Source organism: Clostridium sp. TJA085 (assembly GCF_058310235.1).
The window spans coordinates 167,921-189,941 of record NZ_JBZEEZ010000003.1; the positions used below are offsets into that span (position 1 = coordinate 167,921).

General features: G+C 34.2%; 26 protein-coding genes and 1 other annotated feature (1 of these 27 only partly in view). All 26 genes read right to left on the reverse strand.

All coding sequences use genetic code 11. From position 1 onward, the window contains the following. Nucleotides 1-19: 19 nt before the first annotated feature. The 26 genes from rplR to rplJ all read right to left on the reverse strand — a co-directional run bounded on the left by rplR (nt 20) and on the right by rplJ (nt 21,866). Nucleotides 20-379 (reverse strand): 50S ribosomal protein L18, encoded by a 360-nt coding sequence (gene rplR / locus AC4FQW_RS10150; protein ID WP_303129585.1) that lies wholly within the window; start codon nt 377-379, stop codon nt 20-22. A 23-nt stretch (nt 380-402) separates the two neighbouring features. Next, nucleotides 403-942 (reverse strand): 50S ribosomal protein L6, encoded by a 540-nt coding sequence (gene rplF / locus AC4FQW_RS10155; protein ID WP_303129584.1) that lies wholly within the window; start codon nt 940-942, stop codon nt 403-405. Nucleotides 943-1,015: 73 nt separating this feature from the next. Continuing rightward, a complete protein-coding gene (gene rpsH, locus AC4FQW_RS10160) occupies nt 1,016-1,414 on the reverse strand; it encodes a 30S ribosomal protein S8 (protein ID WP_024615609.1) in 399 nt (132 codons plus the stop codon). Between the two features lie 32 nt (nt 1,415-1,446). Next, nucleotides 1,447-1,632, reverse strand: coding sequence for a type Z 30S ribosomal protein S14 (locus AC4FQW_RS10165; protein WP_024615608.1), 186 nt, complete (start codon nt 1,630-1,632; stop codon nt 1,447-1,449). Between the two features lie 12 nt (nt 1,633-1,644). Then, on the reverse strand, nt 1,645-2,187 hold the full coding sequence (gene rplE / locus AC4FQW_RS10170; RefSeq protein WP_303129583.1) for a 50S ribosomal protein L5: 543 nt from the start codon (nt 2,185-2,187) through the stop codon (nt 1,645-1,647). 22 nt (nt 2,188-2,209) lie between these two features. Further along, nucleotides 2,210-2,524 (reverse strand): 50S ribosomal protein L24, encoded by a 315-nt coding sequence (gene rplX / locus AC4FQW_RS10175; protein WP_303129582.1) that lies wholly within the window; start codon nt 2,522-2,524, stop codon nt 2,210-2,212. A gap of 15 nt (nt 2,525-2,539) precedes the next feature. Further along, a complete protein-coding gene (rplN, locus tag AC4FQW_RS10180; protein WP_024615605.1) occupies nt 2,540-2,908 on the reverse strand; it encodes a 50S ribosomal protein L14 in 369 nt (122 codons plus the stop codon). Between the two features lie 32 nt (nt 2,909-2,940). Further along, the gene (gene rpsQ / locus AC4FQW_RS10185) at nt 2,941-3,195 is read right to left on the reverse strand and encodes a 30S ribosomal protein S17 (protein WP_024615604.1); all 255 of its coding nucleotides are present in this window, start codon (nt 3,193-3,195) and stop codon (nt 2,941-2,943) included. A 22-nt stretch (nt 3,196-3,217) separates the two neighbouring features. Next, nucleotides 3,218-3,430 (reverse strand): 50S ribosomal protein L29, encoded by a 213-nt coding sequence (rpmC, locus tag AC4FQW_RS10190; protein WP_024615603.1) that lies wholly within the window; start codon nt 3,428-3,430, stop codon nt 3,218-3,220. Then, on the reverse strand, nt 3,430-3,864 hold the full coding sequence (rplP, locus tag AC4FQW_RS10195; RefSeq protein WP_029699407.1) for a 50S ribosomal protein L16: 435 nt from the start codon (nt 3,862-3,864) through the stop codon (nt 3,430-3,432). Before rplP ends, rpmC begins: the two co-directional genes overlap by 1 nt. A gap of 24 nt (nt 3,865-3,888) precedes the next feature. Further along, nucleotides 3,889-4,554 (reverse strand): 30S ribosomal protein S3, encoded by a 666-nt coding sequence (gene rpsC / locus AC4FQW_RS10200; protein ID WP_491148900.1) that lies wholly within the window; start codon nt 4,552-4,554, stop codon nt 3,889-3,891. Between the two features lie 19 nt (nt 4,555-4,573). Beyond that, on the reverse strand, nt 4,574-4,906 hold the full coding sequence (gene rplV / locus AC4FQW_RS10205) for a 50S ribosomal protein L22 (RefSeq protein ID WP_491148902.1): 333 nt from the start codon (nt 4,904-4,906) through the stop codon (nt 4,574-4,576). A gap of 26 nt (nt 4,907-4,932) precedes the next feature. After that, complete coding sequence (gene rpsS / locus AC4FQW_RS10210) at nt 4,933-5,208, reverse strand: 30S ribosomal protein S19 (RefSeq protein WP_491148904.1); 276 nt, start codon at nt 5,206-5,208, stop codon at nt 4,933-4,935. A 62-nt stretch (nt 5,209-5,270) separates the two neighbouring features. After that, the gene (gene rplB / locus AC4FQW_RS10215; protein ID WP_491148905.1) at nt 5,271-6,104 is read right to left on the reverse strand and encodes a 50S ribosomal protein L2; all 834 of its coding nucleotides are present in this window, start codon (nt 6,102-6,104) and stop codon (nt 5,271-5,273) included. Between the two features lie 64 nt (nt 6,105-6,168). Then, nucleotides 6,169-6,462: a 50S ribosomal protein L23 gene (gene rplW, locus AC4FQW_RS10220; protein WP_491148907.1), complete on the reverse strand. Its 294-nt coding sequence runs from the start codon at nt 6,460-6,462 to the stop codon at nt 6,169-6,171. Next, nucleotides 6,462-7,082: a 50S ribosomal protein L4 gene (gene rplD, locus AC4FQW_RS10225; RefSeq protein ID WP_491148909.1), complete on the reverse strand. Its 621-nt coding sequence runs from the start codon at nt 7,080-7,082 to the stop codon at nt 6,462-6,464. The genes rplW and rplD overlap by 1 nt, the downstream gene beginning before the upstream one ends. Nucleotides 7,083-7,108: 26 nt before the next feature. Further along, on the reverse strand, nt 7,109-7,738 hold the full coding sequence (gene rplC / locus AC4FQW_RS10230) for a 50S ribosomal protein L3 (RefSeq protein WP_491148910.1): 630 nt from the start codon (nt 7,736-7,738) through the stop codon (nt 7,109-7,111). Between the two features lie 76 nt (nt 7,739-7,814). Continuing rightward, nucleotides 7,815-8,123, reverse strand: a complete 309-nt coding sequence (rpsJ, locus tag AC4FQW_RS10235; RefSeq protein WP_021876938.1) for a 30S ribosomal protein S10 — start codon at nt 8,121-8,123, stop codon at nt 7,815-7,817. A 464-nt stretch (nt 8,124-8,587) separates the two neighbouring features. After that, nucleotides 8,588-9,781 (reverse strand): elongation factor Tu, encoded by a 1,194-nt coding sequence (tuf, locus tag AC4FQW_RS10240; RefSeq protein ID WP_491148913.1) that lies wholly within the window; start codon nt 9,779-9,781, stop codon nt 8,588-8,590. Between the two features lie 174 nt (nt 9,782-9,955). Further along, on the reverse strand, nt 9,956-12,028 hold the full coding sequence (fusA, locus tag AC4FQW_RS10245; protein WP_491148915.1) for an elongation factor G: 2,073 nt from the start codon (nt 12,026-12,028) through the stop codon (nt 9,956-9,958). A gap of 75 nt (nt 12,029-12,103) precedes the next feature. Then, entirely contained in the window at nt 12,104-12,574 is a 471-nt protein-coding gene (gene rpsG, locus AC4FQW_RS10250) for a 30S ribosomal protein S7 (RefSeq protein ID WP_491148917.1), read from the reverse strand. A 148-nt stretch (nt 12,575-12,722) separates the two neighbouring features. Beyond that, a complete protein-coding gene (gene rpsL / locus AC4FQW_RS10255) occupies nt 12,723-13,097 on the reverse strand; it encodes a 30S ribosomal protein S12 (RefSeq protein ID WP_024614758.1) in 375 nt (124 codons plus the stop codon). A 213-nt stretch (nt 13,098-13,310) separates the two neighbouring features. Beyond that, complete coding sequence (gene rpoC / locus AC4FQW_RS10260; protein ID WP_491148920.1) at nt 13,311-16,847, reverse strand: DNA-directed RNA polymerase subunit beta'; 3,537 nt, start codon at nt 16,845-16,847, stop codon at nt 13,311-13,313. A 20-nt stretch (nt 16,848-16,867) separates the two neighbouring features. Next, on the reverse strand, nt 16,868-20,581 hold the full coding sequence (rpoB, locus tag AC4FQW_RS10265; RefSeq protein ID WP_491148922.1) for a DNA-directed RNA polymerase subunit beta: 3,714 nt from the start codon (nt 20,579-20,581) through the stop codon (nt 16,868-16,870). Nucleotides 20,582-20,947: 366 nt separating this feature from the next. Next, complete coding sequence (rplL, locus tag AC4FQW_RS10270; RefSeq protein WP_491148924.1) at nt 20,948-21,310, reverse strand: 50S ribosomal protein L7/L12; 363 nt, start codon at nt 21,308-21,310, stop codon at nt 20,948-20,950. A gap of 52 nt (nt 21,311-21,362) precedes the next feature. Beyond that, on the reverse strand, nt 21,363-21,866 hold the full coding sequence (rplJ, locus tag AC4FQW_RS10275; RefSeq protein WP_491148925.1) for a 50S ribosomal protein L10: 504 nt from the start codon (nt 21,864-21,866) through the stop codon (nt 21,363-21,365). A 32-nt stretch (nt 21,867-21,898) separates the two neighbouring features. After that, nucleotides 21,899-22,021: a sequence feature (ribosomal protein L10 leader region), on the reverse strand; it runs 12 nt beyond the window's last position.

The window sequence follows — 22,021 nt, forward strand, 5'->3', positions numbered from 1 at the left end:
TTATTTCCCTCCTCGTTTCTTAGAATTTTAAGCCTGCTTCTCTAGCACCTTCAGCTAATGATTGAACTCTTCCGTGATATACATATCCGCCTCTATCGAAAACAACTTCTGTTAATCCTTTTTCAAGTGCTTTCTTAGCAACTAATTCACCAACTAGTTTAGCGCCTTCTTTATTTCCGCCCTTAGCTGAGAAATCTTTCTCTAAGCTTGAAGCAGCAACTATTGTTACAGCGTTTATATCATCTATTATTTGTGCATAGATATTTTTTTCACTTCTGTATACTGAAAGTCTTGGTCTTTCAGGAGTACCGAAAACTTTCTTACGCACTCTTAAGTGACGTCTCTTTCTGCTAGCTTTTCTGTCTGCTTTTTTGAACATATAAAGCTCACTCCTTTCTTTTATTACTTACCAGTTTTACCTTCTTTACGTCTGATAACTTCGTCTTCGTATCTTATACCTTTACCCTTGTATGGTTCTGGTTTTCTCCATTTTCTTATTTGAGCTGCTGCTTCTCCAACTTTTTGCTTGTTGATTCCTTTTACAACAACTTTTGTAGCTTCAGGTATTTCGATTTCGATACCATCCATAATTTCTATTTCAACTGGATGTGAATATCCAAGGTTCATAACAAGTTTATTTCCTTGTTTTTGAGCTCTGTAACCAACACCGTTTAAGATTAAAGTCTTTTGGAATCCTTTTTCAACTCCATTAACCATGTTGTTTATAAGTGCTCTTGTTAATCCGTGAAGAGCTCTGTGCTCTTTAACGTCACTAGGTCTAGTTACAACAACTTCGTTGTTTTCAACCGTAATATTAATGTCTTTGTGCATAGCTTCTACTAACTCACCCTTAGGTCCTTTTACAGTAACAACGTTATCTGGTGTTACTGTAACTGTGATACCAGCAGGGATAGCAATTGGTAATCTACCTACTCTTGACATAATTGCACCTCCTGTTTTTCTCTATCTGCATACATATGTTAAAATCTCTCGATTATATAATCTTATTTAAATACTACCAAACGTAGCAAAGAACTTCTCCACCTACGCCATTCTTTCTAGCTTCTCTATCAACCATTATTCCCTTTGATGTTGAGATAACAGCGATTCCTAAACCATTAAGAACCTTAGGAGTTTCATCCTTCTTGCAGTATACTCTTAATCCTGGTTTTGATATTCTCTTTAATCCAGTGATTACTCTTTCATTGTTAGCTCCATACTTAAGAGTTATTCTTAACATTGGAACTACTCCATCATTGTATTCATCAATTTCTTTGATGTATCCTTCTTGTAATAATATATTTGCAACGGCCTTCTTTACATTTGATGAAGGTACCTCTACTACTTCATGTTTAACAGCATTTGCGTTTCTTATACGTGTTAGCAAATCTGCTATAGGATCTGTCATAACCATTTAATGTGCCTCCTTTCACTATATCTTCAGTATTACCAACTTGCTTTTTTACAACCAGGGATTTGGCCTTTATATGCAAGTTCTCTGAAACAGATACGGCATATACCGAATTTCTTTAATACAGAATGTGGTCTTCCGCATATTCTGCATCTAGTATAAGCTCTTGTCTTATACTTAGGTGTTTTATTCCACTTTTCTATCATCGCTTTACGTGCCATCTTTATCCCTCCTTATTGTTGAGCAAATGGCATGCCAAGGAATCTTAATAATTCTCTTGCTTCTTCGTCAGTGTTTGCTGTTGTAACGAAGATAATATCCATTCCTCTTACTTTGTCGATTTTATCGTACTCTATTTCTGGGAATATTAATTGTTCTTTAATTCCTAGTGAGTAGTTTCCTCTTCCATCAAATGATTTAGCTGAAACTCCTCTGAAATCTCTAACTCTTGGTAAAGCAATTGACATTAACTTGTCAGCAAATTCATACATATTTGCCTTTCTTAATGTAACTTTACATCCTAATGCCATATTTTCTCTAATCTTAAAGTTAGCAACTGATTTCTTAGCTCTTGTTAATATAGGCTTTTGTCCTGATATTAATGTTAAATCGCTAACAGCTGATTCTAAAACTTTTTGATTGTCCTTAGCTTCACCAACTCCCATGTTGATTACTATCTTTTCAAGTCTTGGGACTTGCATTATATTTTTATATCCAAACTTTTCTATCATAGCTGGAATTATTTCTTTTTCATACTTTTCTTGAAGTCTTGTCATATTGTTAACCTCCTTTCAGTTTTTAGAATGTTTCTCCGCACTTCTTGCATACTCTAACCTTAGAACCATCTTCTAAGATTCTATTGCTAATTCTAGTAGCTTTTTTGCACTTTGTACAATATAACATTACTTTTGAGCTGTTTATTGCAGCTTCTTTTTCGATTATAGCACTTTCAGCTTGAGTTCTACCTGCTTTTTGGTGCTTCTTTACTATATTAACTCCTTGAACTAGTACTTTACCAGTTTTTGGGTATACCTTTAAAACTTCACCTGTTTTACCTTTATCTTTTCCTGATATAACTACAACTGTGTCGTTCTTTCTTACATGGATTTTCAAATCAGCCACCTCCTCTTATAGAACTTCTGGTGCTAATGATAATATCTTATTAAATTCTTTATCTCTTAGCTCCCTAGCAACAGGTCCGAAGATACGTGTTCCTCTTGGTTGCTTATCATCTTTTATTATAACTGCAGCATTCTCATCAAATCTTATGTATGATCCATCTGCTCTTCTTAATCCTTTTACTGATCTAACAATAACAGCTTTAACAACGTCACCTTTTTTAACAACTCCGCCTGGTGTTGCACTTTTAACGCTGGCAACTATTATGTCTCCAATGTTACCGTACTTTCTCTTAGATCCGCCTAATACTCTGATACACATTATTTCCTTAGCGCCTGAGTTATCAGCAACTTTTAATCTAGTTTGTTGTTGTATCATTAGATTACCCTCCTTTCAGTCTTTAAGCTATATTACTTAGCTTTTTCAACTATCTCAACAAGTCTCCATCTCTTATCCTTTGATAAAGGTCTTGTTTCCATTATTAATACTCTATCGTTAACTTTAGCTTCATTATTTTCATCATGAACTTTGAATTTAGTTGTTCTGTTAACAGTTTTTCCGTATAGTGGATGTCTTACTTTAGTTTCGATTGCAACTACTATAGTCTTATCCATTTTATCGGAAACAACTCTTCCAACTTTCTTTTTTCTTAGTCCTCTTTCCATTAAGGCTTACCTCCTTCCAGATCTACTGTTCAACAACCCTTAACTCTTCTTCTCTTAAGATGGTCTTTATTTGGGCTATAGATTTCTTTACTTCTCTTATTCTCATAGGATTTTCTAATTGTCCTGTAGCTAATTGGAATCTTAAGTTGAATAATTCAGCCTTAAGTTCAGCTAATTTAGCTTTTAAATCTTGAGGATTACTTGCTCTTAAATCTTTTAATTCTCTAGCCTTCATTATTCTTCACCACCCATTTCCTCAAAATCTCTTCTTGTAACAAACTTAGTTTTTACAGGAAGTTTGTGTGATGCAAGTCTCATAGCTTCTCTTGCAACTTCTTCATTAACTCCAGATAATTCGAATAATACTCTACCTGGTTTAACTACTGCAACCCAGTACTCTGGTGAACCTTTACCTGAACCCATTCTTGTTTCAGCTGGTTTTTCAGTAACTGGCTTATCTGGGAAAATCTTTATCCAAAGTTTTCCTCCTCTTTTAATGTATCTATTTATAGCAATTCTGGCAGCCTCTATTTGGTTGCTTGTGATCCATCCACAAGTTGTAGCTTGAATACCGAAATCTCCATAAGCTAGGAAATTTCCTCTTGTTGCTTTACCTTTCATTCTACCACGTTGTACCTTACGATGCTTTACTCTTTTAGGCATTAACATGATTAATTCCTCCTTTCTTAACTCTTATGCGTTAGCTTCTTCTTTCTCAACTTTTTTAGTTGGAAGAACTTCTCCATTATAAACCCAAACTTTAACTCCGATTTTTCCGTAAGTTGTATCTGCTTCAGCAAATCCATAATCGATATCTGCTCTTAAAGTTTGTAGTGGAATTGTACCTTCATGATATTGCTCAGTTCTAGCTATTTCAGCTCCACCAAGTCTTCCTGAACAAGCAGTTTTAACTCCTTTAACTCCTTGCTTCATTCCTCTTTGGATAACTTGCTTCATAGCTCTTCTGAATGATATTCTCTTTTCTAATTGTGCAGCTATATTTTCTGCCATTAATTGTGCATCAGCTTCAACATTCTTAACTTCAACGATGTTTATTAAGATGTTCTTTCCTGATATAAACTTAGCAAGCTTTGTTTTTAAAGCTTCTATACCTGCACCACCTTTACCGATGATTACTCCTGGTTTAGCAGTATATATGTTTAACTTAACTCTTTTTGCTGCTCTTTCAATTTCAATCTTTGAAATTCCAGCAGTGAAAAGTTCTTTTTTAACGAATTCTCTGATCTTGTTATCTTCTATTAGATTGTCAGCAAAATCTTTCTTGTTAGCGTACCATTTTGCATCCCATCCCTTGATAACACCTACTCTAAGTCCGTGAGGATGTACTTTTTGACCCACTTCGATTTCCCTCCTTCTTCTATCTTTCTCTTACAACTATTGTAATGTTGCTTGTTCTCTTATTGATTCTGAATGCTTTACCGTGATCCATTGGTCTAAATCTCTTTAGTGTTGGACCTTGACCTACGTATGCTTCTGCTACATATAATCTATCAGCTTCTAATCCATTATTGTTTTCTGCGTTTGCAACAGCTGATTTTAACACTTTGTTAATAGCTACTGCTGCTTCTCTTGGAGTGTATTGTAAAATAGCACTTGCTTCTCTTACATCTTTTCCTCTTATTAAATCAAGAACAGCTCCTACCTTTACTGGAGACATTCTTACATATTTAGCTATAGCTCTAGCTTCCATTTATGATCCTCCTTTCCAGGCTCTTACTACTTTCTTTTTGATGATTTATCATCATGTCCTTTGTATGTTCTAGTTAGTGAAAATTCTCCTAACTTATGTCCTACCATATCCTCTGAAATGTAAACTGGGATATGCTTTCTTCCATCATGAACAGCTATTGTGTGTCCTATCATTTGTGGAAAAATTGTTGAACTTCTTGACCAAGTTTTAACAACTTTCTTTTCTCCGTTAGCGTTCATTTCTTCTATTTTCTTTAAAAGTCCTGCATGGACGAAAGGTCCTTTTTTGATTGATCTACTCACTATATTTGCCTCCCTTCATTTCTTAGGCTCTAGCCTTGAAGAGAATGAATATTCTCTTCAAACTACTTCTTATTTCTACCCTTAATAATTAACTTATCTGAGTATTTTTTAGTTTTTCTAGTCTTGTATCCAAGAGCTGGTTTACCCCATGGAGTCATTGGACTTGGTCTACCTACTGGTGACTTACCTTCTCCACCACCGTGAGGGTGATCGCAAGGATTCATTACTGAACCTCTAACTGTAGGTCTTATTCCCATGTGTCTCTTTCTTCCAGCTTTACCTATTTTAACGATATCGTTAGTAGCATTTGATACAACACCGATTGTAGCTCTACATTCAATTCTAACATATCTCATTTCACCTGAAGGTAATCTTAATGTAGCATACTTACCTTCTTTAGCCATTAATTGTGCTGATAAACCAGCAGCTCTTACTAATTGAGCTCCCTTACCAACTTGTAATTCGATATTGTGGATGAATGTACCAACTGGGATATTAACTAATGGTAATGCGTTACCTGGTTTAATATCTGCTTCTGGTCCTGATACAATTGTATCTCCAACTTTTAATCCTGCAGGAGCGATTATGTATCTCTTTTCTCCATCTGCGTATACAACTAATGCAATGTATGCTGTTCTATTTGGATCGTATTCTATAGTAGCAACTTTTGCTGGAATACCATCCTTATTTCTCTTGAAATCTATTATTCTGTATTTTCTTTTAGCTCCACCACCGTGGTGTCTTACAGTTATTTTACCTTGTGCGTTTCTACCACCAGTCTTCTTTAAAGAAACTAATAATGACTTCTCAGGTACATTTGTAGTTATTTCTTCAAATGTTGGCATAGTCATATTTCTTCTTGATGGTGTCATAGGTCTAAATGTTTTAACTGCCATTTAAATTCCCTCCTTCTTTCAGCTTATCTGGTGCCTTAGCACCAATAAATCACCTTATTGACGTCTATTGCATTCCTTCGAAGAATTCAATAGTGCTGCCTTCAGCTAATGTAATGATTGCCTTCTTAAAGTCAGCTCTCTTTCCTACATGTACGCCCATTCTCTTAGTTTTTCCCATAGTTCTTGAAGTAGCTACGTTAGAAACTTTAACGTTGAATACTTCTTCAACAGCTCTCTTTATTTGAGACTTGTTAGCATTGATATGAACTATGAAAGTGTACTTATTTTCTGCCATTGCTGCCATACTCTTTTCAGTAATAACAGGCTTTCTTATGATATCATGGCTTGTTAATTTCATTATGCGTACACCTCCTCAATCTTTGATACAGCATCTTTAGTCATAACTACTTTTTCAAACTTAAGTAAGTCATAAACGTTGATGTTGTTTGCAGGCATAACTGCTACTCCTTCAATGTTTCTTGCTGATTTATAAACAACTTCGTTTGATTCAGCTGTTATAATTAAAGTCTTTTTAGCTTCCATTGCGTTTAACATGTTAACTACATTTTTAGTTTTTATTGAATCGAATGCTAAATCTTCAACAACAACCATTTGTCCGTCTTGAACTTTGCTTGTTAATGCTGATAACATAGCAACTTTCTTCATGCTCTTTGGTATAGCCATTCTATAATCTCTTGGCTTTGGTGCGAATACAATACCACCTTTGATCCATTGTGGAGCTCTGATTGAACCTTGTCTTGCTCTACCAGTTCCTTTTTGTCTCCAAGGCTTGATTCCGCCTCCTCTAACTTCAGCTCTAGTTTTAGCTGATTGAGTTCCTTGTCTCTTATTAGCTAATAATGCAACAACAACTTGGTGCATAGCATTTTCATTTACTTCAACTGCGAATATATTTTCGTTTAATTGGAAATCTCCAACTTGTTTACCTTCTTTATTAAATAATCCTACTGTAGGCATTCCTGCTTCCTCCTTTCCTTAAGAAATTAAGCCTTAACTGTATTTCTTATTACTACTGTGCTCTTATTTGGACCTGGAATTCCACCCTTAATTAATATTAAGTTCTTTTCTGCGATAACTTTAACTACTTCTAAGTTTAACACTGTAGTGTTAGCAGCTCCCATATGTCCTGGCATCTTTTTATTTTTGAATGTTCTTGATGGGTCTGAAGCAGCTCCCATTGAACCTGGTGCTCTCTTAAATTTTGAACCGTGTGACATAGGTCCTCTTTGTTGGTTCCATCTTTTGATAACACCTTGGAATCCCTTACCTTTAGAAACTCCTGATACATCTACTTTATCTCCTACTGCAAATAAGTCAGCCTTTATTTCTTGACCTACTTCATATGCACTAGTGTCTTCTAATCTGAATTCTTTAAGAGTTCTTCTTAATGAAACTCCTGCTTTTGCGAAGTGTCCTTTAGCTGGTTTGTTAACTAACTTTTCTCTTACATCTCCAAAACCAACTTGTATTGCATCATAACCGTCATTTTCAACAGTTTTCTTTTGAGTTACAACACATGGACCTGCTTCTACAACTGTTACAGGAAGAACTTTACCATTTTCATCAAAAATTTGAGTCATTCCTATTTTTTTACCAATTATAGCTTTTTTCATGTATCTACACCTCCCAAACTTATTAGCGGATTGCCTTGCAATCATAATAGTTCAATGTCTTTATTATAATTTGCTATTATAGCTTTATTTCTATATCTACACCTGCTGGTAGATTTAATCTCATTAATGCATCAACAGTTTTTGGTGATGGATTAACGATATCTATAAGTCTCTTATGAGTTCTAATTTCGAATTGCTCTCTTGAGTCCTTATATTTGTGAACTGCTCTTAATATAGTAACAACATCTTTTTCAGTTGGTAGTGGTACTGGACCTGCAACCTTAGCTCCTGTTGATTTAGCAGTTTCAACGATTTTTTCTGCTGATTGATCTAATATTGTATGATCAAAAGCTTTTAATCTAATTCTTATTTTTTGTTTTGACATCTTGGTTTCCCTCCTTTTCATGTACGCTTTACTTCTAACGCACAACAGCGGTTCTTCTATAAACTGTTCCTGGTGTTTCATACTTTTTGAACAAAATTATAGAATCCCTGTCGTCGGATTCTAGATCCTGACATACTCATCAAGAATTACCCGGAAGTCCGGCAACCTCTTGATTCATCGCCGCATGCTTCACAACTTCTACATTATACTATGATTTTATCCACTTTTCAAGTAATTTTTATCACATTTTATGTAATTTATTTTCCCGTGTTAGAATTAGTTCGCTTTTTATATTTTAATAGTATTTTATACAAATAGCAAGTATTTTCTTAAAGTAAATTTTACTATCTCTATGTAAACTTTTAAACAATATTACTATAATTTTATCCAAAACAAAATATTTTAAAACATAAAAAAAATAGTGAAGGACGTCTCCTTCACTATTTTATATAAAAGATTTATTACTATTCGATTATGCTAGTAACAACTCCTGAACCTACAGTTCTTCCACCTTCTCTGATTGCGAATCTTAATCCTTCGTCCATTGCTACTGGATTGATTAATTCAACGTTCATGTCGATGTGGTCTCCTGGCATTACCATTTCCATTCCTTCTGGTAATTTGATTGATCCTGTTACGTCAGTTGTTCTGAAGTAGAATTGTGGTCTGTATCCATCAAAGAATGGAGTGTGTCTTCCACCTTCTTCTTTTTTAAGTACGTATACTTGACCTACGAACTTTTTGTGTGGGTTAACTGAACCAGGTTTAGCTAATACTTGACCTCTTTCGATTTCAGTTCTTTGAACCCCTCTTAATAATGCTCCGATGTTATCTCCAGCTTGCGCTTCGTCTAGTAACTTTCTGAACATTTCGATTCCTGTAACAACAGTTTTCTTGATTTCTTCGCTTAATCCTACGATTTCAACTTCTGCTCCTACATTTAATATTCCTCTTTCAACTCTTCCTGTAGCAACTGTTCCTCTACCAGTAATTGTGAATACATCTTCGATTGGCATTAAGAATGGCTTATCTGTTGCTCTTTCTGGAGTTGGGATGTAGCTATCTACTGCTTCCATTAACTCTTCGATACATGCGATTGAAGCTTCATCAGTTGGGTTTTCTAATGCTTTTAATGCTGAACCCTTTATTACTGGAATATCATCTCCTGGGAAGTTGTATTCGCTTAATAATTCTCTGATTTCCATTTCAACTAATTCTAATAATTCTTCATCATCAACCATATCAGCTTTGTTTAAGAATACTACGATGTGGTCAACTCCAACTCTTGATGCAAGTAGGATGTGCTCTCTTGTTTGAGGCATTGGACCATCTGCTGCTGAACAAACTAAGATTGCTCCGTCCATTTGTGCTGCTCCTGTGATCATGTTCTTAACGTAGTCTGCGTGTCCTGGACAGTCAACGTGAGCATAGTGTCTGTTTTCTGTTTCATACTCAACGTGTGCTGAGTTGATTGTGATTCCTCTTTCTTTTTCTTCTGGTGCTTTATCGATTTCGTCATATTTGAATGACTCAGCGAATCCTTTGTTTGCTAATACTGTTGTAATAGCTGCTGTTAATGTAGTTTTACCGTGGTCTACGTGACCGATTGTTCCAATGTTAACGTGTGGTTTACTTCTTTCGAATTTTGCTTTTGACATTGTAATTCCTCCTTCATATAAATGACATAAGTCATTATTTAAATCGTAATCTATATCTTAATATTTGGTATGAAATATTTTTAACATAAATATTAAAAATATCTTCAATCTTATTTATTTAATTGAGAGAAACTACTAAAGTAGATCTCTCATATTTGCAATTTTAATCAAGAATTATTTTGCTTTCTTTCCAGCTACTTCTTCTTGAATGCTCTTTGGTACTTCTTCATAATGATCAAATACCATTACATATGTTCCTCTACCTTGAGTTCTTGATCTTAATGCTGTTGCATATCCGAACATTTCTGATAGTGGTACAAAAGCTCTGATAACTTGACGACCATTTCTTTGTTCCATACCTTCGATTCTACCTCTTCTTGAGTTAATATCACCCATTACATCTCCCATGTACTCTTCTGGTACAACTACTTCTACCTTCATTGAAGGTTCAAGTAATGTAGGATCTGCTTTCTTCATAGCATTTTTGAATGCCATTGATCCAGCAATCTTGAATGCCATTTCTGATGAATCGACATCATGGTATGATCCATCGAAACATTTTACTTTGAAGTTTATAGTTGGGAATCCTGCTATAACTCCACTTTCAGCTGCTTCTTGGATACCATTATCTACTGCTGGAATATATTCTCTTGGAATAGCTCCTCCAACGATAGCATTTTCGAATTCATATTCTCCTTCTGTTGGCATCATTTCTATCCAACAGTGTCCGTATTGTCCTCTACCACCTGATTGTCTTACAAACTTACCTTCAGCTTTAACAGCTTTCTTGATAGTTTCTTTGTAAGCAACTTGTGGAGCACCTACGTTACATTCAACTTTAAATTCTCTTTGTAATCTGTCAACGATGATATCTAAGTGTAATTCACCCATACCAGCGATGATTGTTTGACCAGTTTCTTGATCAGTCCAAGTCTTGAAAGTTGGATCTTCTTCAGCTAACTTCGCTAAAGCTATACCCATTTTTTCTTGACCAGCTTTTGTTTTTGGTTCAATAGCTATTGAAATAACTGGTTCTGGGAATTCCATACTTTCTAGTATAATTGGATTTGCTTCATCACATAAAGTATCTCCAGTAGTTGTATTTTTTAATCCAACTATTGCACCTAAGTCTCCAGCTCTTAATTCGCTGATTTCTTCTCTTGAGTTAGCGTGCATTTTAACTAATCTACCAATTCTTTCTTTCTTACCCTTTGTTGAGTTAAGAACGTAAGTTCCACTTTCCATTACTCCTGAGTAAACTCTTGTAAATGCAAGTCTTCCTACGAATGGGTCAGTAGCTATTTTGAATGCTAATGCTGACATTGGAGCATCATCACTAGCTTCTCTTTCTAATTCTACTTCTGGATTATCTACATCGATACCCTTAACTGCTGGAATATCAACTGGTGATGGTAAGTAATCAACAACTAAGTCGATCATTTCTTGAACACCTTTATTTTTGTATGATGATCCACAAATTACTGGTACTATTTCATTATTGATAGTAGCTTTTCTTAAAGCTAATTTTAACTCTTCTTTAGTTAACTCTTCACCATCTAAGTATTTCATCATTAACTCTTCATCAGTTTCAGCAATAGCTTCTATCATCATATTTCTGTATTCTTCAGCTTTATCCTTTAATTCTGCAGGAATTTCTCCTCTTTCGATATCTTTTCCTAAGTCATCTTTGTGGATAAGAGCTACATTTTCCATAAGGTCAATCATACCTACGAAAGTATCTTCTGAACCTATTGGAATTTGTATTGCTACAGCATTAGCATTTAATCTATCTCTTACTGAGTTGATACAAGCATAGAAGTCTGCTCCAGTAGCATCCATTTTATTTACATAAATTGCTCTTGGTACTCCATAATTATCTGCTTGAGTCCAAACTGTTTCAGTTTGTGGTTCAACCCCACTCTTAGCATCTAGTACAGTGATAGCACTATCTAGACATCTTAATGATCTTTCAACTTCAACTGTGAAGTCTACGTGTCCTGGAGTATCGATTATGTTAATTGCATAACCTTTCCATTGACAGAATGTAGCAGCAGAAGTAATTGTTATACCTCTTTCTTGCTCTTGTGCCATCCAGTCCATTTGTGAAGCACCATCATGTGTTTCACCTATTTTGTGTGTTCTACCTGTGTAGAATAATATACGCTCAGTAGTTGTTGTTTTACCAGCATCTATGTGAGCCATAATTCCTATATTACGAAATTTATCTAAAGGAAATTGTCTTGCCACAATAAACTCCTCCTCTCAAATAGTGATTTTAAATTCAACAAAACTGTTTTGGCAAAAGCCAAAACAGTTTTAAAATTAGTATCTGTAGTGAGCAAATGCTTTATTAGCTTCAGCCATTTTATGAGTATCTTCTCTCTTCTTAACAGCTGATCCTGTGTTGTTAGCAGCATCTAATAATTCAGCAGCTAATCTCTCACACATTAACTTTTCTCCTCTTTTTCTAGCAGCAGCTAGTATCCATCTGATACCTAAAGTCTGTCTTCTTTCAGCTCTAACTTCTATTGGAACTTGGTAAGTAGCTCCACCTATTCTTCTTGCCTTTACTTCTAATAATGGCATTACATTGTTCATAGCTTCTTCGAAAACTTCTAATGCATCTCTGCCAGTTTTTTCTGCCATAGTTTCAAAAGCTTGGTAGCATATTTTTTGTGCTACTCCTTTTTTACCGTCAAGCATGATTCCGTTTATTAACTTTGTAACAACCTTTGAGTTGTAAACTGGATCAGCTAAAACGTCTCTTTTTGCTATATGTCCTTTTCTTGGCACTTTTCTTCCCTCCTTAACAATTTGAATTTAAGTTCATCGGTACTCGACAATATTTCATGTCGCAAAGTGCTTCTCTCATCATCTATATAAACTTAATTTATAAATCTATGTAAACTTGAAGATAAGCACTATTTTAATTTAAGAAATCCTATTTTTTAGGTCTCTTAGCACCGTACTTTGATCTTCCTTGCATTCTGTTAGCTACACCAGCACAGTCAAGTGCTCCTCTTACGATATGGTATCTAACCCCAGGAAGGTCTTTTACTCTTCCACCTCTTATAAGAACAACGCTATGCTCTTGTAAGTTGTGTCCTACACCACCAATGTATGCAGTAACTTCGTATCCATTTGTAAGTCTTACTCTTGCAACCTTTCTTAAGGCTGAGTTAGGCTTCTTAGGAGTTGATGTTTTAACAACTGTACATACTCCTCTTTTTTGTGGACAGTTTTTTAATGCTGGAGCTGTTGATTGGTTAACAGCAGCTTTTCTTCCTTTTCTTACTAATTGGCTTATAGTTGGCATTCTTTCACCTCCTGAATTTATTTATCTATATTAAAATTAGATAAGCTTTTTTAAAATTGACTACCTTTTACAAATTTCTTTATAAAAACTTCACGAGGTAAAGTCTAACTTTACCTCTATGAAGTCATGTAGACAATTATTTTGTCGCATATTCATTAAACATACAACACGTATTGTAACATTTAAGAATAAACATGTCAATAAAATTAATTTCTATTCAGCATTTACTATTATTTCTTCTTCTATTTTATTATCTTCAACATCTAGTCTAGCTGATCTATATCTCATCATTCCAGTACCTGCTGGAATTAATTTACCTATTATTACATTTTCTTTTAATCCTACAAGTGGATCAATTTTTCCTTTGATAGCTGCTTCAGTAAGAACTCTTGTAGTTTCCTGGAATGATGCTGCTGATAAGAAACTATCTGTAGCAAGCGCTGCCTTAGTTATACCAAGAAGTACTTGATCTCCTTGAGCTTCTTCTCCACCAAACTCTCTTACTCTTGCATTTTCTTCCTCAAAATCGAAAATATCTATTGTAGTTCCTGGTAGAAGATTTGTATCTCCTGATTCAGTAACCTTTATCTTTCTAGTCATTTGTTTAACAACTACTTCTAAGTGCTTATCGTTGATATCAACACCTTGTAATCTATAAACTTTTTGAACTTCTGATAATAAGTATCTTCTAGCACCATCAACACCTTTTATAGCCATGATGTCATGAGGATTTACAGAACCTTCAGTAATCTCATCTCCAGCTTCAACATATTGATCGTTAGAAACCTTAACTCTTGATCCAAATGGAATATCATAGCTTACTTCTTCTCCATCTGCACCCATTACATATACAGTTCTTTTCTTTTTAGTTTCTTCTATTCTTACATTACCATCAATTTCAGTTACTATAGCAAGACCCTTAGGCTTTCTTGCTTCAAATAATTCCTCAACTCTAGGAAGACCTTGAGTGATATCCCCAGCTGATGCAACACCACCTGTATGGAATGTTCTCATTGTAAGCTGTGTACCTGGCTCTCCGATTGATTGAGCAGCTATTATACCAACTGCTTCACCAATGTTTATTTTTTGACCAGTTGCCATGTTCATACCATAACATTTAGCACAAACACCTATTTTACAATTACATGTAAATACTGATCTTATCTTAACTTTTTTAACACCAGCATCTGATACTTTTTCTGCAAGATCTACATCCATATATTCATCTTTATGAACAAGGATTTCTCCTGTTTCTGGATGTATTATATCTTCTGCTGTATATCTTCCAGTTAATCTTTCTTTTAATTCTTCTATTATTTCGTTACCTTCTCTTATTTCAGTAACTACCATACCTTCATCAGTTCCACAATCATGTTCTCTAACTATAACATCTTGTGATACATCAACAAGTCTTCTTGTTAAATATCCTGAGTCAGCAGTCTTAAGCGCTGTATCAGCATTACCCTTTCTAGCTCCGTGAGTTGATAAGAAGTATTCTAATATATCAAGACCTTCTCTGAATGAAGCTTTAATTGGTAACTCTATAATTTTACCTGATGGACTTGCCATAAGTCCTCTCATACCAGCTAATTGCTTAATCTGTGACTTAGAACCTCTGGCTCCTGAATCAGCCATCATAAATATAGGATTCCATTTATCCAAGCTATCCATTAAGGCATCAGCAACATCTTCTGTTGTCTTAGTCCATTTTTCGATAACTCTTTCATATCTTTCATCTTCTGATATGAAACCTCTTTTATACATTTTTTCAATCTTTTCAACTGTTTCTTCAGCATCTTTTAATAAAACATATTTTTCATCTGGTACTATCATATCTGAAGCAGCAACTGTAACAGCTCCAATTGATGAATAATGATATCCTAATGCTTTTATTCTATCTAACATTATAGAAGTTTTTGTTGAACCATGTTTTCTATAACATCTATCAATAATTTTTCCTAATGACTTTTTAGTTATTAAAAAGTCTACTTCTAAGTTAAACATTTCTTCTGGATTAGTTCTATCAACAAATCCTAGATCTTGAGGAATTGATTCATTAAATATTAACTTACCTACAGTAGTTTTAATAATACCTGACTTCATTTCCCCATTTATTTCTTTAAACATTTTAACAAAAATGTCAGCATGAATTTCTATTGCTTTAACTTGATAAGCCATTATAGCTTCATCTTTTGATGAGAAGTATTTACCGCTACCTTCTGCACCTTCTTTTTCCATTGTCATGTAATATGATCCTAAAACCATATCTTGTGTAGGAACACATACTGGCTTACCATCTGATGGTTTCATTATGTTTCCCGCTGCAAGCATTAAGAATCTAGCTTCAGCTTGAGCTTCAACTGATAATGGTACGTGAACAGCCATTTGGTCACCATCAAAGTCAGCATTATATGCTGTACATACTAATGGATGAAGTTTTATAGCTCTTCCTTCAACTAATACAGGTTGGAAAGCTTGAATTCCTAATCTATGTAGAGTAGGAGCACGGTTAAGTAATACTGGATGATCAGCTATTACTTCCTCTAAAACATCCCAAACTTGTGGCATAACTCTTTCTACCATTCTCTTAGCACTCTTTATGTTGTGTGCTATTCCATCTTGAACTAATTTTTTCATTACAAATGGCTTAAACAGTTCAAGTGCCATTTCTTTTGGAAGACCACATTGATACATTTGTAATTCTGGTCCAACAACGATAACTGATCTACCAGAATAGTCAACTCTCTTACCAAGTAAGTTTTGTCTAAATCTACCTTGCTTACCTTTAAGCATATCTGAAAGAGATTTTAATGGTCTGTTTCCAGGACCAGTAACAGGTCTTCCTCTTCTACCATTATCAATAAGAGCATCTACCGCTTCTTGAAGCATTCTCTTTTCGTTTCTAACGATTATATCTGGAGCTCCTAAATCTAATAGTTTCTTTAATCTGTTATTTCTATTTATAACTCTTCTGTATAAATCATTTAAGTCTGAAGTTGCAAATCTACCACCATCTAATTGAACCATAGGTCTTAAATCAGGTGGGATTACTGGAATAACATTTATAATCATCCATCTTGGATCATTTCCTGATGATCTAAATGATTCAACAACTTCTAATCTTCTTATTATTCTTACTTTCTTTTGACCAGTGCTTTGCTTTAATTCTTCCTTAAGCTCTTTAGTAGTAGTTTCTAAATCTATTTCTCCTAAAAGCTCTTGAATAGCTTCAGCTCCCATTGCTGCTACAAAGCTTTCCTCACCATATTTATCTACAGCTTCCCTATATTCTTTTTCATTAAGAAGTTGTTTCTTTAATAATGGTGTTTCTTTTGGGTCAATTACAACATATGATGCAAAATATAAAATCTTCTCTAAAGATCTTGGTGACATATCAAGTATTAATCCCATTCTTGATGGTATTCCCTTGAAGTACCAGATGTGAGAAACTGGGGCAGCAAGTTCTATATGCCCCATTCTTTCTCTTCTTACTTTAGCTTTTGTAACTTCAACTCCACATCTGTCACAAACTATACCTTTATATCTTACTCTCTTATATTTACCACAATGACATTCCCAATCTTTCATTGGTCCGAATATTCTTTCACAGAATAAACCGTCTCTTTCTGGTTTTAAAGTTCTATAATTTATTGTTTCTGGCTTTTTGACTTCTCCCCTTGACCATTCTCTGATTTGTTCAGGAGATGCTAAACCTATTTGTATGGCATCAAAATTATTTAATTCAAACAAGGGTAATCCTCCCTTCAAAATTAGTGTTCATCGTTAAAATCATCAAGTTCTAAGTTATCTTGAAATTCTTCTAACTGAAAACCGTCAAATTCTTCTTCAATTTCTTCAGGTTCTACTTCTGAAGTATATCCATCTTCTGCATCTACTTCAGTTTGTTTATCTTGAACAAACTCTTCAGTTCCTTCAATATTAACTTCTAAATCCGCTGAATCTTCTTCTTCAGTAAATTCCTTAATTCTTACTTCTTGGTTATCATCATTAAGAACTTTAACATCTAAACAAAGTGCTTGAAGTTCTTTAATAAGAACCTTAAATGACTCTGGAACTCCTGGTTCTGGGATATTTTCTCCCTTAACTATAGCTTCATAAGTCTTAACTCTACCAACAACATCATCAGACTTAACAGTTAAGATTTCTTGTAATGTATGTGCAGCACCATATGCTTCTAGTGCCCAAACTTCCATTTCTCCAAATCTTTGACCACCAAATTGAGCTTTACCTCCAAGTGGTTGTTGAGTAACTAATGAATATGGACCAGTTGATCTTGCGTGAATCTTATCATCAACTAAGTGAGCAAGTTTTAAGATGTACATTATACCAACAGTAACTTCATTATCAAATGCTTCTCCTGTTCTTCCATCATATAAAACAGTTTTTCCATTAGCATTGTATCCTGCATCTACTAAACATTGTTCTATATCTTTTTCTGTAGCTCCATCGAATACAGGAGTAGCAATGTGCCATCCTAATGCACTAGCCGCCCAACCTAAATGAACTTCTAATACCTGACCGATGTTCATACGTGATGGAACCCCTAATGGGTTTAAGCATATTTGAAGTGGTCTACCATCTGGTAAGAAAGGCATATCTTCTTCTGGAAGAACCCTTGAGATAACCCCTTTGTTACCGTGACGTCCAGCCATCTTATCTCCAACTGATATTTTTCTTTTTTGTGCTATATAACATCTTACAAGTTCATTTACTCCTGGATTTAATTCATCACCATTTTCTCTAGTAAATACTTTAACATCTACTATAATACCAGCTTCTCCATGAGGAACTCTTAATGAAGTATCTCTAACTTCTCTTGCTTTTTCTCCAAATATAGCTCTTAATAATCTTTCTTCTGCTGTTAATTCAGTTTCTCCCTTTGGAGTTACTTTACCAACAAGTATATCTCCTGATCTTACTTCAGCACCAATTCTGATTATTCCTCTTTCATCTATATCTCTTAAAGCATCTTCACTTACATTAGGAATATCTCTAGTTATTTCTTCCGGTCCTAATTTAGTGTCTCTTGCTTCACATTCATATTCTTCTATATGAATTGATGTAAATACATCTTCTCTTACTAATTCTTCTGAAATCAGCATAGCATCTTCGTAGTTATAACCTTCCCAAGTTATGAATCCCATTCTGATGTTTTTACCTAATGCTATTTCTCCTAAATCTGTTGATGGACCATCTGCAAGAACTTGGTTCTTAAATACCATTTCTCCTACACTAACTAAAGGTCTTTGATTTATACAAGTTCCTTGGTTACTTCTTTTGAACTTTAATAACTTGTATGTATCTATTCCACCATCAATATCTCTCTTAATTTTAACTTCACTAGCACTTACGTAAGTTACTACCCCAGCATTCTTAGCCTTAGGTAAAACCCCTGAGTCTGTAGCTGCTCTAAATTCTATTCCTGTACCAACTATAGGCGCTTGTGGCTTTAATAATGGAACTGCTTGACGTTGCATGTTTGATCCCATAAGAGCTCTTGATGCGTCATCATTTTCAAGGAACGGAATCATAGCTGTAGCAACAGATACGATTTGTCTTGGTGAAACATCCATTAAATCTACTTCACTTGCAGGTACTACTAATACATCTTCTAAATATCTAACAGTTACCTTTTCATTTACAAAATGACCTTCTGAATCTAACGGTTCATTTGCTTGAGCTACAAGATATTGATCTTCCTCATCAGCTGTGAAGTATCTTATTTCGTTAGTTGCTCTCTTATTTTCTTTATCAATTATTCTATATGGTGTTTCAATAAATCCGTATTCATTAACTTTAGCATATGTAGCTAGAGAGTTTATAAGACCTATATTTGGTCCTTCTGGAGTCTCGATAGGACACATTCTACCATAATGTGAATGGTGAACGTCTCTAACTTCGAAACCAGCTCTTTCTCTTGAAAGACCTCCTGGTCCTAATGCTGATAATCTTCTCTTGTGAGTTAATTCTGATAATGGATTTGTTTGATCCATGAATTGTGATAATTGTGAGCTACCAAAGAATTCTTTAATAGCAGCAGCAACTGGTCTTATATTAATTAACATTTGAGGAGTTATTGCTTCTTGGTCTTGAATAGTCATTCTTTCTTTAACTACTCTTTCCATTCTTGATAAACCAATTCTAAATTGATTTTGTAATAATTCACCTACAGATCTTAATCTTCTATTACCTAAATGATCTATATCATCTATATATCCAATTCCATAAGCTAAACCTAATTCATAACTAATAGTTGCAAATATATCATCTTTAACTATATGTTTAGGTATTAGTTTTGTAATGTTTTTCTTAATTTCTTCCTTAATGCTATCTTCATCACTGAAGTTATCAAGTATTTCTCTTAATGTTGGGTAGTGAACTAATTCTTTAATATTTAAATCACTTATATCAAAAGATACTTGTTTTGATAAATCAACAAAATGATTACCTATTACTCTTATAACTCTGTCTTCTATTAATACATCTACTGAGTTAATTCCAGCATTTTGTATTTCTTCAGCCATAGTTCTAGTAATTTTTTGACCTTGTTCCACCATTATTTCCCCAGTTGATGGATTTACTATATCAGCTGCAGCAATTTGGTTTGCAAGTCTTAAATTGATAGCTAACTTCTTGTTGAACTTATATCTACCAACTCTTGATAAATCATATCTCTTTGCATCAAAGAATAAAGAATCTATTAAAGATATTGCACTATCAACTGTTGGTGGCTCACCTGGTCTTAATCTCTTGTAGATTTCAAGTAAAGCTTCCTCTGTTGTTTTAGTATTATCTTTTTCAATTGTAGCTTTTAATCTTTCTTCTTCTCCAAAGTATTCAATTAATTCTTGATCACTTCCAAATCCCATAGCTCTTGCTAATATACTTATTGGAAGTTTTCTTGTTTTATCAATTCTAACTGATATTATATCATTAGAATCAGTTTCATATTCTAGCCAAGCACCTCTATTTGGTATAACAGTTGATGAGAATAATTTTTTACCACTCTTATCTCTGTTTTGACTATAATAAACTCCTGGAGATCTTACTAATTGGCTAACTATAACTCTTTCAGCACCATTTATAATAAATGTACCTTGCTCTGTCATTAATGGGAAATCTCCCATAAATACCTCTTGTTCTTTAATCTCTCCAGTTTCAGTATTTGTAAGTCTTACTGAGACTTTTAAAGGTGCAGCATACGTTGCATCTCTTTCTTTACACTCTTCTACAGAGTACTTGATATTATCCATATCAAGTTTGTAATCAACAAATTCTAATACTAAGTTTCCAGTAAAGTTTCCTATTGGATTTATGTCGTCAAATACCTCATGAAGTCCTTCTTTCAGGAACCAGTCATAAGAATCTAGTTGTACCTCAATAAGATTTGGCATTTCTGTTACATCTTTAACTTTACCAAAACTCATTCTTGTTCTTTTTCCAGATTGGACAGGATGTACCATGAATTTTCACCCCTTGTATAAACTAAAATAACCAAAAGCATAACTTCCCTAAGGACTTTTGCTTTCGGACAGCGTCATCTTTTTAGTATAACCATATTCAAAAACAATTATACTCTTTCTTTACAATAAAATATACTTATCCATAATGAACAGTACATTAAATGATAGTATCATAACATAATATCATTGTCAATATATTTTAACAAACAATACTATCCATTTTTATTTACTTATAAATAAAACTATATAAAGTATCCATCTTTAATATAGGATATTTTATATAGTTTGAATTTTATCATTAGAATATAAAAAGGTGCTAAGACTAGCACCTTTTATATGAATTTTTGAAATTTCATTAAAGTAAAATTACTTTAATTCTACTTCAGCTCCAACTTCAGCTAATTTAGCTTTCATTTCTTCAGCTTCTTCTTTAGCTACAGCTTCTTTAATTGTCTTAGGAGCTCCATCAACTATTTCTTTAGCTTCTTTTAATCCTAATCCAGTTAATTCTCTTACAGCTTTGATAACTTTGATTTTGTTAGCTCCAGCGCTAGCTAAAACTACATCAAATTCTGATTTTTCTTCAGCAGCTGCTCCTGCTACTGCTCCTGCTACTGCTACTGGTGCAGCAGCGCTTACTCCGAATTCTTCTTCGCAAGCTGTTACTAATTCATTTAATTCTAAAACGCTCATTTCTTTTATAGCTTGAATGATATCTTCTCTTGTCATTTTAATTGCACCTCCAAAATTTTTAAAACATATTAACCTTTTAGTTAATTAATTATTCAGCTGATTCAGCTTCTTTCTTTTCTTTTATTGCATTTAGTAAGTATGCAAGGTTTGATAATGGTGACTTGATACTTCCAAGTAATTTTGCAATAAGAACTTCTTTTGATGGGATTGAAGCGATCTTCTTAATCATTTCTTGATCGTAGATCTTTCCTTCAACTACTCCAGCTTTTAATTCTAACTTCTTGTGATCCTTAGCGAAATCATTTAAGATTCTTGCTGCTGCTGTAGCATCTTCGTATCCGAATGCCATTGAAACAGGTCCTTCTAAGTATTCTTCTATACCTTCTAGTCCTACTTCTTTAGCTGCTAATGTAACTAAAGTATTTTTATATACTTTATATTCAACTCCAGCTTCTCTTAAGTTCTTTCTTAATTGTGTATCTTCTTCAACAGTTAGACCTTGATAGCTAGTTAAAACAACACTTTGTGCTTTTTCTAACTTTTCTTTAATTTCAGCAACTTTTGCTTCTTTTAATTGTCTGTTCTTGTTCACGTGTGTCCACCTCCTCACAGTATTAACTGCTTACTTATATTATAAAAGGTCTTCCCGTAGACAGAGGAAGACCTTAATAAACTTATGTTTATAGATAACCCTCGGTAGGTTGGTGTACGTTACGTGAAAATCACACCTACTGTCTACGGCACATT